Annotated in this window: 10 protein-coding genes and 1 tRNA gene; 3 read left to right on the top strand and 8 right to left on the bottom strand. The window is 70.3% G+C overall.

The features are described 5' to 3' along the window. Positions 1-63: 63 nt before the first annotated feature. Entirely contained in the window at positions 64-1,050 is a 987-nt protein-coding gene (locus H6927_17275; protein MCP5219835.1) for a TRAP transporter substrate-binding protein, read from the bottom strand. Positions 1,051-1,278: 228 nt separating this feature from the next. On the opposite strand from H6927_17275, the gene H6927_17270 reads away from it, so the two are divergent. Further along, positions 1,279-5,073, top strand: a complete 3,795-nt coding sequence (locus H6927_17270; GenBank protein ID MCP5219834.1) for a hydantoinase B/oxoprolinase family protein — start codon at positions 1,279-1,281, stop codon at positions 5,071-5,073. 6 nt (positions 5,074-5,079) lie between these two features. Here the strand turns inward: H6927_17270 and H6927_17265 are convergent, their stop codons facing one another. The 3 genes from H6927_17265 to H6927_17255 all read right to left on the bottom strand — a co-directional run bounded on the left by H6927_17265 (position 5,080) and on the right by H6927_17255 (position 7,207). After that, positions 5,080-5,895 (bottom strand): thioesterase family protein, encoded by an 816-nt coding sequence (locus tag H6927_17265; GenBank protein ID MCP5219833.1) that lies wholly within the window; start codon positions 5,893-5,895, stop codon positions 5,080-5,082. A gap of 21 nt (positions 5,896-5,916) precedes the next feature. Further along, complete coding sequence (locus tag H6927_17260; GenBank protein MCP5219832.1) at positions 5,917-6,501, bottom strand: HdeD family acid-resistance protein; 585 nt, start codon at positions 6,499-6,501, stop codon at positions 5,917-5,919. Between the two features lie 175 nt (positions 6,502-6,676). After that, the gene (locus tag H6927_17255) at positions 6,677-7,207 is read right to left on the bottom strand and encodes an N-acetyltransferase (protein ID MCP5219831.1); all 531 of its coding nucleotides are present in this window, start codon (positions 7,205-7,207) and stop codon (positions 6,677-6,679) included. Between the two features lie 159 nt (positions 7,208-7,366). Between H6927_17255 and H6927_17250 the strand changes: the two genes are divergently transcribed. Both H6927_17250 and H6927_17245 read left to right on the top strand, forming a co-directional pair. After that, a complete protein-coding gene (locus tag H6927_17250; GenBank protein MCP5219830.1) occupies positions 7,367-7,720 on the top strand; it encodes a helix-turn-helix transcriptional regulator in 354 nt (117 codons plus the stop codon). Beyond that, positions 7,717-8,970: a HipA domain-containing protein gene (locus tag H6927_17245; protein MCP5219829.1), complete on the top strand. Its 1,254-nt coding sequence runs from the start codon at positions 7,717-7,719 to the stop codon at positions 8,968-8,970. Before H6927_17250 ends, H6927_17245 begins: the two co-directional genes overlap by 4 nt. A gap of 1 nt (position 8,971) precedes the next feature. On the opposite strand, the gene H6927_17240 is transcribed toward H6927_17245, so the two are convergent. The 4 genes from H6927_17240 to H6927_17225 all read right to left on the bottom strand — a co-directional run bounded on the left by H6927_17240 (position 8,972) and on the right by H6927_17225 (position 12,229). After that, a tRNA-Gly gene (locus tag H6927_17240) sits at positions 8,972-9,045 on the bottom strand. Between the two features lie 15 nt (positions 9,046-9,060). Next, positions 9,061-10,431 carry an FAD-dependent oxidoreductase gene (locus tag H6927_17235; protein MCP5219828.1) on the bottom strand — a complete coding sequence of 457 codons (1,371 nt, stop codon included), beginning with the start codon at positions 10,429-10,431 and terminating at the stop codon, positions 9,061-9,063. Positions 10,432-10,479: 48 nt separating this feature from the next. Further along, entirely contained in the window at positions 10,480-11,319 is an 840-nt protein-coding gene (gene hpnD / locus H6927_17230; GenBank protein ID MCP5219827.1) for a presqualene diphosphate synthase HpnD, read from the bottom strand. A gap of 22 nt (positions 11,320-11,341) precedes the next feature. Further along, positions 11,342-12,229, bottom strand: a complete 888-nt coding sequence (locus H6927_17225) for a prenyltransferase (protein ID MCP5219826.1) — start codon at positions 12,227-12,229, stop codon at positions 11,342-11,344. Positions 12,230-12,243 lie beyond the last annotated feature (14 nt).

The raw sequence follows: 12,243 nt of genomic DNA, 5'->3' as shown, positions 1-12,243 counted from the left end.
CGCTGGTCATTGACGCGCAGCGAAGTCATTTTTCATTCCGTCATCTTTGAATGCGAAACGGTATTACTTGCCCGCCCGATAGGCGTCGACCACGGCCTTGCCCTCGGGGCCGGCCTTGTCCAGCCATTCCTTGAGCATGGTCTCGCCCACCTTGTGCATGTCGGACTGCAGCTGGGCCGAGGGTGCGTACACGGTCATGCCGTTCTTGCGCAGCAGGTCCAGGTACTCGTTGGTTTTCTTCTCGCTGGTGGCCCAGCCGCGCTTCTCGGCCTCGGCGGCGGCCTTCAGCAGGCCGGCCTGCGTGGCCTTGTCCAGCGCGTCGAACGCCTTCTTGTTGGCGATGACCGCGTTCTTGGGCAGCCAGGCCTGGGTGTCGGCAAAGAACTTCAGGTGCTCGTAGGTCTTGGTGTCGTAGCCGGTGGAGCCCGAGCTCATGTAGCTCTCGACCACGCCGGTGGCCATGGCCTGCGACAGCTCGGCCTGCTGCACGGTGACGGGCTGCGCGCCCACCAGCTCGGCGATGCGAGCGGTGGCCGGGCTGTAGGCGCGCCACTTGATGCCCTTGAGGTCGGCCGCGCTCTCGATCTTCTTCTTGGTGTAGATGCCCTGCGGCGGCCAGGCCACGGCGTACAGCAGCATCATGCCCTGCTCGCCCAGCTTCTTCTCGATCACCGGCTTGCTGGCCTGGTACAGCTTGTAGGCCTGGGCGTAGCTGGTGGCCAGGAAGGGGATGCCGTCCAGGCCCCACATCGGCCATTCGTTCTGGAAGTTGACCAGCAGGATCTCGCCCGCCTGCGCCTGCCCGCCCTGCACCGCGCGCTTGATCTCGGGCGCCTTGAACAGCGCCGCGTTGTCGTGCACCTGGATTTTCAGCTTGCCGCCGGTGTCCTGCTCCACGTCCTTGGCGAACTGCGCCAGGTTCTCGGTGTGGAAGTTGCTGGCCGGGTAGGCGCTGGGCAGGTCCCACTTGGTCTGGGCGCCGGCGGGCAGGGCCAGGGCGCCCAGGCAAAGCGCGGCCACGGTGGCGGCGGTGCGGCGGGTCAGGCTCATGGGGTCTCCTCGGATTCGGGTTGAAAAGTGCCGCGAGCATAGTGCCCGCCGCTGCCGGCGAAAACGGTGAAAACACCAGTCGGGACGCGCCGGCGACAGGACGCCGCGCGGCCAATAATCGGGCCCACCGGCGCCCCCGGCTGCGGACAACTATTGAAACGATAGCTGACCGCGCACGGCCGATGCGGGCCAGAGCCCTGTTTTATTCAAATTTTGATGCCAGAACCGATGTCCGACACGCCCACCCAACCCGCCCGCTGGCAGTTCTGGATCGACCGCGGCGGCACCTTCACCGACATCGTGGCGCGGCGGCCCGACGGCGGCATCGCCACGCACAAGCTGCTGTCGGACAACCCCGAGCAGTACGCCGACGCGGCGGTGGCCGGCATGCGCCACCTGCTGGGGCTGCGGCCCGGCGAGCCGATCACGCCGGCGCAGGTCGAGTGCGTGAAGATGGGCACCACCGTGGCCACCAACGCGCTGCTGGAGCGCAAGGGCGAGCCCACGCTGCTGGTCACCACGCGCGGCTTTCGCGACGCGCTGCGCATTGCCTACCAGGCGCGCCCGCGCATCTTCGACCGCCACATCGTGCTGCCCGAGCTGCTGTACAGCGCGGTGGTGGAAGCCGACGAGCGCGTGGGCGCCGACGGCGCGGTGGTGACCTCGTTGGACGAATCGCTCCTGAAACAGGAGCTGCTCGGGCATTATGGGCGCGGGCTGCGCAGCGTTGCGATCGTGTTCATGCACGGCTGGCGCCACATTGCGCACGAGCAGGCGGCGGCGCGCATCGCGCGGCAGATCGGCTTCACGCAGGTCAGTGCCAGCCACCAGACCAGCCCGCTGATGAAGTTCGTCAGCCGCGGCGACACCACCGTGGTCGACGCCTACCTCTCGCCCATCCTGCGCCGCTACGTGGACCAGGTGGCGGCCCAGATGCCGGGCGTGCCGCTGTTCTTCATGCAGTCCTCGGGCGGGCTGGCCGACGCGCACGCCTTCCAGGGCAAGGACGCGATCCTCTCGGGGCCGGCCGGCGGCATCGTCGGCATGGCGCGGACGGCGGAGCTGGCCCATCGCCATGACGCGGCGCCGGCCGCCGGGCCATGCCGCGTGATCGGCTTCGACATGGGCGGCACCAGCACCGACGTGAGCCACTACGCCGGCGCCTTCGAGCGCGAGTTCGAGACCCAGGTGGCCGGCGTGCGCATGCGCGCGCCCATGATGAGCATCCACACCGTGGCGGCGGGCGGCGGCTCCATCCTGCGCTTCGACGGCGTGCGCTTTCGCGTCGGGCCCGACAGCGCCGGCGCCAACCCCGGGCCGGCCAGCTACCGGCGCGGCGGGCCGCTGGCCGTGACCGACGCCAACGTGATGGTGGGCAAGCTGCAGCCGGCGCATTTCCCGCGCGTGTTCGGCCCCGGCGCCGACCAGCCGCTGGACGCCGACGTGGTGCGCGCCCGCTTTGGCGACATCGCCGCCGCCGCCGGCCGCACGCCGGAGGACGTGGCGCACGGCTTCATCCAGATCGCCGTGCAGCAGATGGCCAGCGCCATCAAGAAGATCAGCGTGGCGCGCGGCTACGACGTCACGCGCTACACGCTGCAGTGCTTCGGCGGCGCGGGCGGCCAGCACGCCTGCGCCGTGGCCGACGCGCTGGGCATGACCCGCGTGCTGGTGCACCCGCTGGCGGGCGTGCTGTCGGCCTACGGCATGGGCCTGGCCGACCAGAACCTGATGCGCGAGCACGCGCTGGAGCTGCCGCTGGCGGCGCCCCACGTGGCCCAGCTGCGCGCCGCGCTCGACGCGCTGGCGCGGCAGGCCCGCGCCGAGCTGCAGGCCCGCCAGCCCGGCGGCGGCGACGCCGTGCAGGTGCACCACCGCCTGCACGTGCGCTACGCCGGCACCGACTCAGCCCTGGTCGTGCCCTTCGATGCCGGCGGCGAGCTGGGGGACGATGCCGCGCTGCAGGCCATCGCCCAGGCCTTCGAGGCGGCCTATCGCCAGCGCTTTGCCTTTTTGATGGAGGGCAAGGCGCTCGTCGTCGAGGCCGTGTCGGTCGAGGCCGTGGTGCCCGGCGCCGCCCCCGCCGAGCCCGAGCACCCGCTGCACCCGCCACGCGCCGCGCCGCGGCGGGGCACGGTGCCCATGTACACCAGCGGCGCCGACGGCCAGGCTGCCTGGCACGAGGCGGCGCTGATCGTGCGCGAAGACCTGCGGCCGGGCGACGCCATCATGGGTCCCGCCATCATCGCTGAGCGCAACGCCACCACGGTGCTCGAGCCCGGCTGGCGCGCCCGGCTGACCGCGCTGGACCACCTGCTGCTGGAGCGCACGGCCCCGCGCGCGCAGCGCTTTGCCGCCGGCACGCAGGTCGATCCGGTGCTGCTGGAGGTGTTCAACAACCTGTTCATGAACATCGCCGAGCAGATGGGCCTGCAGCTGCAGAACACGGCCTACTCGGTCAACATCAAGGAGCGGCTGGACTTCTCGTGCGCGCTGTTCGACGCCGCCGGCAACCTGATCGCCAACGCGCCGCACATGCCGGTGCACCTGGGCTCGATGGGCGAGAGCATCCGGACCGTCATCGACCGCAACCGCGGCGCCATGCACCTGGGCGACGTGTACGTGCTGAACGACCCCTACCACGGCGGCACGCACCTGCCCGACATCACGGTGATCACGCCGGTGTACCTGGACGGCCATGCCGAGCCCGATTTCTACGTCGGCTCGCGCGGCCACCATGCCGACATCGGCGGCCTCACGCCCGGCTCCATGCCGCCGTTTTCCACCCGCATCGAGGAGGAGGGCGTGCAGCTCGACAACGTCAAGCTGGTCGACCGCGGGCGGTTGCGCGAGTCGGAAATCCTGGATTTGCTCGGTGGCCGCGCCGTCGCCGGGCCGCCCCAAGACGGCGCAGCCCCCTCGGGGGGCAGCGAACCACGCGCAGCGGGGAGCGTGGGGGCCAAGTACCCCAGCCGCAACCCGCAGCAGAACCTGGCCGACCTGAAGGCCCAGATCGCCGCCAACGAAAAGGGCGCGCAGGAACTGCGCAAGATGGTGGCGCAGTTCGGCCTGCCCGTCGTGCGGGCCTACATGCGGCACGTGCAGGACAACGCCGAGGAATGCGTGCGCCGCGCCATCGCCAAGCTGGCGGCGCGGATCAAAAATGGGCGCTTCACGCTGCCGCTGGACAACGGCGCGCAGATCCAGGTGGCCGTGGCCATCGACGGCGCGCGGCGCACGGCGCGCATCGACTTTTCCGGCACCTCGCCGCAGCAGGCCAACAACTTCAACGCGCCCACGGCGGTGGGCATGGCGGCGGTGCTGTACGTGTTCCGCATCCTGGTCGATGACGACATTCCGCTCAACGCCGGCTGCCTGAAACCCATCGAGGTCGTCATCCCCGAAGGCAGCATGCTGCGCCCCGAGCCGCCGGCCAGCGTGGTGGCGGGCAACGTCGAGACGTCCACCTGCATCACCAACGCGCTGATCGGCGCGCTGGGCCTGATGGGCTCCAGCCAGTGCACGCTCAACAACTTCACCTTCGGCAACGCCGAGCACCAGTACTACGAGACCGTCTCCGGCGGCTCGGGCGCCGGCGGCGAGTTCGACGACCAGGGCCGGCTGGTCGGCGGCTTCGATGGCACCAGCGTGGTGCAGACGCACATGAGCAACTCGCGCCTGACCGACCCCGAGGTGCTGGAGTGGCGCTTTCCGGTGCGGCTGGAGAGCTACGAAATCCGCAGCGGCTCGGGCGGCGCGGGGCGCTGGCGCGGCGGCGACGGCGGCGTGCGCCGCCTGCGCTTTCTGCAGCCCATGACGGCCAGCATCCTCAGCAACGGCCGCGTGCACGGCGCCTTCGGCATGGCCGGCGGCGGCGCCGGGGCCGTGGGCATCAACCGCGTGCTGCGCGCCGACGGCCGGGTACAGGAGCTGCGCCACATCGGCAGTGCCGAGATGCAGCCGGGCGACATCTTCGAGATCCACACCCCCGGTGGCGGCGGGTTTGGATCGGGCGCGTCCTGACGTGCCTTATTGCTCGCGCAGGCGCACCGCCAGGCTTTGCGTCGCGTGCCCGACCAGGCCTTGCGCGTCGTACAGCGCCGACTGGGCCAGGCCGCCGCCGTGCGGGCCCCAGGCGGTGCGCGCATCCAGGCAGATCCACTCGCCTTCCGGCGGGCGCAGCAGGTTGATCGTGAGGTCGGAGTTGACGAAGGTGTAGCGCTCGTAATCGAGCACCGCGCTGATGCCGTTGCCCGAATCGGCCGCCACCGCCACGCGCTGCCAGGGGCTGGGCGCTTCGCCCGCGACCAGCGCATGGCGCATGCGGAACCACACCGCGCACGGCCCGTGCCAGAAGTCGCCGCCGGCCAGCCGCGTCTCGACCAGGTCGGCGTAGCCCGTCACCCTGCCGGCGAACGGAAACCGCGCCGCCGGCGAAGCCTCGGGCGGGCGGGGCGCCTGCGGCAGCGGATGCCCCGCCATGCCGGCGGGCAGCGCCACGTCCAGCTCGCGCTGGGCCAGCAGCGTGAAGCGCCCGACCTCCTTGCCCTGCGCCAGCAGGCGCGCCGAAAAATGGCCGGCGTTGCGCCCCACGTAGTCCTGCGCCACCTCGACGCTCAGGGTGTCGAGCGGCACCGGCCGCAGCAGGTTGGCCGTCAGCCGCGCAATGTGCGTCAGGCCATGCCCGCGCGCCACCTGCTCGACCGCGCGGCACACCAGCGCCACCGGCGGGCCGGCATGCTGGTGCCCGTGGTTCCAGGGGCCGCGGGTGAGTTCGCTGGAGGCAAAGCTGCCGTCCGCGAGGGCGGTGTAGGCGGCGTCGGGAAGAGCGGGGGTGGCGGGCATGAGGGGTTCGTTCACAGCTTCTCAGGGGGTCGCGCTGCGCACCAGGCGGCGCACCCGGAAGGCAAAGATGACGCGCAGAATGCCGATCGCCAGCGACCAGGCGCCCGCCATCAGGGACAGGCTCAGTCCGCCGATGCCCGGCGCCCATGCCAGCAGCAGGCCGAACAGGACCGAGACCACGCCGGTCACGTACAACACCCATTCGCCGCGGACGGCCTTGCGGATGTTGACGCCGAACATGAAGACCGTCACGCCGAACACGATGGCCTGGAAGGCGATCACGTAGACGAACAGCAGCACCGAGGTCACCGGCCCGAGCAGCGCGTACAGCCCGACCACGATGCTGAGCAGGCCGCCGAAGAACACCCACCACCGGCCGTCGGCCCCCTTGGCGCCGAGTGCGCGCACGACACTGAAGACCCCGTCCACCAGCAGGAACGCGGCGAACACCATCGCCAGGGCGAGCAGCGCGTTGGCCGGCCGCGCGAGCGCCAGCACGCCGAACAGGACGTAGAGCACGCCACCCAGCAAAAACGTCCACCAGTTGGCCTTGGCAAATTCCAGCGCGTCGCGCAGCAGGGGGGATGGGTTCGCATCGGTGCTCATGGTTTCATCCTTCTTGGTCAATCGAGCGAAAGGTGGACCTCCGCGGTGCCTGCCGGTGCGCCGCCACTGGGCGCCGCCCGGCGCGGCCCGCGGGGCTGCGTCGAATGCATGGTACATCCAGGCAAAAGGTTCGGCGTGTCGTCCGCTCGGGGGGCGGACCGGTTGACACGTGGGCTCAACCGTCCACCGGGTGCGGCGGCCCATCCAGCAGCAGCTGGTAGAACGCCAAATCGAGCCAGCGCCCGAACTTGAAGCCCACCTGCGGCAAGGTGCCCACATGCCGGAAGCCCAGGCGCTCGTGCAGCGCGATGCTGCCGGCGTTGCTTGCGTCGATGCCCCCGACCATGGCGTGCACGTCGCGCTGGCGCGCCGCCGCGATCAGGGCCTGCATGATTTCGCGGCCCAGTCCGCGGCCGCGATGGTCCTGGTGCACGTACACCGAGTGCTCGACCGTGTACTTGTACGCCGGCCAGGCCCGAAACGTGCCGTAGCTGCCGAACGCCAGCAACGCGCCGCCCTCGTCCTCCAGGCCGATGACCGGAAAGCCACCCTCGACCTTGGCCGCGAACCACGATCCCATGCTCTCGGGGGTACGAGGCCGGTAGTCGTACAGCGCGGTCGAATTCAGGATCGCCTCGTTGAAGATGTCCAGAATGGCCGGCGCGTGCCGATGCTGCGAGCACGCAACGAGGTGGTGTCGTGTCATGCCGATCAACCCATTGATTTGTAAAAATTTTTCCTGTTCGGAGAACGGGAATGGTCCCTATTTTGGACCCCTTCCGTGTCGGCTGAACAATGACCATTCAGACGCTAAATATTTATCTATAATGGACAAAAAATTGATTTTTTGACTTTAATAGCGAACATGCCACGCAAGCCGCCCCTTGTTTTTCCACAGGAGCAGCGCCTGCTCTCCGGGCTGGGCGAACGGCTGCGTCTGGCTCGGAAGAGGCGCCAGCTGAGCAATAGGGTGGTGGCGCAACGTGCGGGGGTTTCCAGAACCACCGTGTACAAGGTCGAGGCGGGCGATCCTGGTGCCACGTTGGGCGCCTATGTCCGGGTGCTGGCCGTGCTGGGCCTCGAAGGCGATCTCGATCTGCTGGCGGCCGACGACCGGATCGGGCGCAAGCTGCAGGACTTGGCGCTGGAGCCGTCACCCAGCGCCAGGCGCCGCAGGGTCACCCCTTCATTGGCTCGGAATCGCGAGGGGTCCTCATGACCAGGCAGAACAACGCCCTGGAAGTCTGGCTGGATGACGACCTTGGCCCTGCACGCCAGGTTTGCACGCTGGCCCATGACCGCGGCCAGATCCGCTTTCACTACGAACGGGACTGGCTCAAGGACCCTCGCGCCTTCGCGCTGGACCCTGACCTCTCCCTGGACGAGCACCCCTTCTTTCCGAAGCCGGAGCTGGGCAACTTCGGCATCTTCCTGGACTCATCGCCTGACCGCTGGGGCCAGACGCTCATGAAGCGCCGCGAGGCGCTGCAAGCCAGGGACGAGAAGCGGCCGCCCCGCACGCTCTACGCCTGGGACTTCCTCATCGGGGTGCAGGACCAGACCCGCCAGGGCGCGTTGCGCTTTCGCCGGCCGGGCACGGAAACCTTCCTCGGCGACGACAAGATGGCGGCTCCGCCGGTGACGACCTTGCGCGAACTGGAAGCGGTGGCCTACCAGCTCAGCAACCGGCGCATCGACGACCTCGATGCCCTGCGTAGGTGGCTGGCGGTGCTCGTCGCGCCGGGTGCCTCGCTGGGCGGGGCAAGGCCGAAGGCCAACTTCACCGAAGCCGACGGCTCGCTGTGGATCGCCAAGTTTCCCGCCCGCGACGATGACCGGGACGCCGGCGCCTGGGAGTATGTCGTTCACCAACTGGCTCAAAAAGCCGGCCTGGATGTGCCGCCCGCAAGGCTGATCAAGCTGGGCAACGGCTTCCACACCTTCTGCGTGCAAAGGTTCGATCGCGCGCAGGGTGCCAGGCGCTTCCATGCCTCGGCGATGACGCTGCTGCGCAAGACGCAGAGCGAAGGCACGAGCTACCTGGAACTGGCCCAGTTCATCCGGGCCCAGGGCGATGCGGAGCATGCAGGCGCGGATCTGGCGCAGCTGTTTCGCCGCGTGGCGTTCAACGTCGCGGTTGGCAACCGCGACGATCACCTGCGCAACCACGGCTTCGTGCTTGGCAAGACGGGGTGGCGCCTTGCACCGGCGTTTGATGTCAACCCGAACATCGACAAGGCGGAGCATGTCCTGAACATCGACGATGTCGACAACCGGCCCAGCCTACAGACCGTGCTGGCTACGGCAGCCTTCTACGGGCTCGGTGACGGACAAGCCCGGCGGCTTGTGGACGAGGTCGTCGCGGCGGTCGATGGCTGGAAGGAAACGGCTCGCAGCGCGCATATTGCCAGCGCGGACGTTGCACTGACGGCCGGGGCGTTCGGGGCGTGGGAAGAATTCCGAGGGTGATTGGAGCGGGTGAAGGGAATCGAACCCTCGTATGAAGCTTGGGAAGCTGCCGTTCTACCATTGAACTACACCCGCAAAGCAGGGCCGATTCTAGCCGAGCGCTGCCGGGGCGATGGCAGCGGCGGCGGCGATGCCGCTGCGCACCGCGCCTTCCAGCGTGGCGGGGTAGGGGCCGGCCACGTAGTCGCCGCAGGCCAGCAGGCCCGGCGCGATGAAGGCCGGCGGGCGCTGCAGCGCGGCGGTGCAGGCGAAGGTGGCGCGCCGTTCGGTCACGGTCAGCAGCGGCTGCACGGCCAGGCCCAGCTCGCGGCTGGCCTGGGCGACGATGGCGGCCTGCAGCGTCGGGCGCTCGCCGGCGCTGTCGCTGGCGACGAAGGCCAGCAACCCGGTCGGCTCGCGCGTGCCGGTGATGGCGTCGCGGTCGAACACGAACTGGGCCGGTGCATCGGGGCCGCTGCGCAGGGCCAGCATGGGCTGCGGCAGCAGGGCGGCGGATGCGGGCGCCTGGGCGTAGACCGTGGTGATGGCGCGATGCGCCAGCCGCGCCGTGGTGGCGCACCAGTCGCGCAGGCCGATTGCTATGTTATTTGGAGCTTCTGAGGCAGATTGGGTGAGGGCTTTAACCGCATGGGGCGCTGAAGTGGCCCAGATCACCCGGTCGAACGCCTGTCCGCCCACGTGCCAGTGCAGCCCTTGCGCGTGCAGCGTGTCGATGCGCTCGCTACGGCGCAGCACGGCGCCGCGCTGCTGCAGCCAGCGCGCGGCGGCCTGGGGCAGCAGCGCGCCCAGGTCGATGCGCGGCAGCAGCAGCCGGGAGTGGCCGCGCCCACCCAGCAGCGCGTCGTGCAGCACGCGCAAGAACACGGGGCCGCTGGCCTGGTCGACGGGCGTGTTGAGCGCCGCCACGCACAGCGGCTCGACGAACTCGGCCATCAGGCGCGGGGGCAGGGCGCGGCACAGCGTGGCCACGGTGACGTCGCTCGCGCAGGCAAAGCCGGCGCGCCGCCAGCCGAGGGCCGCGCGCAGCAGGGCCAGGCGCTCGGACCAGCGCCAGCCGCGGGCGCGCAGGATGCCGGCCACCGCGTCCAGCGGCTCGGGCGCGTTGGGCCAGCGCAGGCCCATGCCATCGGCAAAGCGCAGGGTGAGCGGCAGGCGCAGCAGGGCGCTTTCGGGATCGACGCCGACGGTGCGCATCAGCCGCAGCGATTCGGTGTAGGCGCCGATCAGGATGTGCTGGCCGTTGTCGACCATCAGCTCGCGCCCGTCGGGCAGCGTCAGGGGCACGCCGCGCGCGCGTCCGCCGGGCTGCGGCGCGGCCTCGAACACGGTCACCGCGTGGCCCGCCTGCACCGCGTGCACGGCGGCCGCCAGGCCGGCCCAGCCCGCGCCGACGATGGCGATGCGCAGCGGCGGGGCCGGTTGGGTGTTCATGGGTCGAAATGGGCTGTAGCCCGCGTGCATCAAGCGCGAGAAGCTATCAAATCGGGAATCATCGAAGCCGGGGCGAAATCAAAAACGCCCCAGCGCCTGCATCTTCCAGGCCAGCCAGAACTTGCGCAGCGGCGTCAGCGCGATGCGCTGGTGCAGCACCTGGAAGTCGGCCGCCTCGATCTCGCGCAGCAGGGTGCGGTAGATACTGGCCATCATCAGGCCGGGCTTCTGGCTGCGCCGGTCCACGGCGGGCAGCAGGCTGAGCGCCTCGTCGTACAGGCCGTGCGCGCGCTGGGCCTGAAAGCGCATCAGCGCCGCGAAGCGCTCGGAGTACTCGCCCTTCAGGATCTCGTCCGCACGCACCTCGAAGCGCTGCAGCTCGCTCACCGGCAGGTACACGCGCTCGCGCCGCGCGTCCTCGCCCACGTCGCGGATGATGTTGGTGAGCTGAAACGCCAGGCCCAGCGTGTGCGCATAGGCAGTGGTGGCCGGATCGGTCTGGCCGAAGATGCGCGCCGACACCTCGCCCACCACGCCGGCCACCCGGTGGCAGTAGCGCTGCAGCTCGGCAAAGTCGAAGTAGCGCGTGGGCTGCAGGTCCATCTGGCAGCCCTCAATGACGTCCAGCAGCGGGCCGGGCTCGATGCTGAAGGCCGCCGCATGCGGCATCAGCGCCTGCATCACCGGGTGCGTGGGCCGGCCCTCGAAGGCGCCGCGCACCTCGCCCTGCCACCAAGCCAGCTTGGCGGCGGCCACGCCGGGGTCGCTCACGGTGTCGGCCACGTCGTCGACCTCGCGGCAGAACGCATAGAACGCCGTGATGGCCGCGCGCCGCGGCGGCGGCAAAAACAGAAAGGCGTAATAGAAACTGCTGCCCGAAGCAGCCGCTTTTTGCTGCACGTACTGCTGTGGCGTCATGGGGCGCGATTGTCCCATGGGCTCAGTGTTGCGACGCGATCCATGCATAGCCCGCGGCCATGCCCAGGCCGTGCAGCAGCGTGGCCGCCACGGTCAGTGCCAGCGCGGGCTTCAGGCGCCGGGGCTGGCGCGCGTGGCGCCGCAGCAGCGCGGCGGCGGCCAGCGACAGGGGCAGCGACACCAGCCCCCACAGCGCCGCCGCCGGCGCCAGCCGCAGCCCCACGCTGGCGGCCAGCCAGCCGTGCGCGGCCAGCACCAGGGCCAGGTAGGCCCAGGCCGCGCCCACGGGGCCCAGGCGCACGGCCAGGGTGCGCTTGCCGACCTGGGCGTCGGCCGCGGCGTCCGGGCAGCCGTTGATGAGCAGCAGCGCCGCCACCAGCAGCGCCAGGCTCAGCGCCGCGCTGGCCGGGGTGGCGAAGAACTGGCGCCGCTGCACGTAGTCACTGCCCAGCACGACCAGAAACCAGGCGCCGGCCACCGCCAGTTCGCCCAGCCCGCGCGCCATCAGCCGCAGCGGCGGCGCCGAGTAGGCCCAGGCCAGCAGCAGCCCGGCCATGCCCAGCAGCAGCACGCCGGCGGCGGTCCGGGTGGCCAGCAGCAGGCCGGCCGGCACCAGCACCAGCAGCAAGCCGTAGGCCAGGGCGGCGGTCTGGCCTTCGGTGACGGCGCCGGTCTGGATCAGGCGCGAACCGCCGGTGAAGGGGAAGATGCCCTGGGTGTTGGCGGCGTCGGCGCCGTTGCGGGCGTCGTGCAGGTCATTCAGCACATTGCCCGCGGCGTGCGCCAGCACGGCCAGCAGCGTGGCGGCGGCCGCCAGCGGCCAATCCAGCCCATGGCCGCCGGCCGCCGCCGTGGCCGTGCCCAGCAGGCAGGCGACCACGGTGAGCAGCAAAAAGGCCGGGCGCGTCATGCGCCACAGCAGGG

This window comes from Burkholderiaceae bacterium, from assembly GCA_024235995.1.
Classification (GTDB): Bacteria; Pseudomonadota; Gammaproteobacteria; order Burkholderiales; family Burkholderiaceae_C; genus Ottowia.
This window is presented reverse-complemented; position numbering and strand designations above follow the sequence as displayed.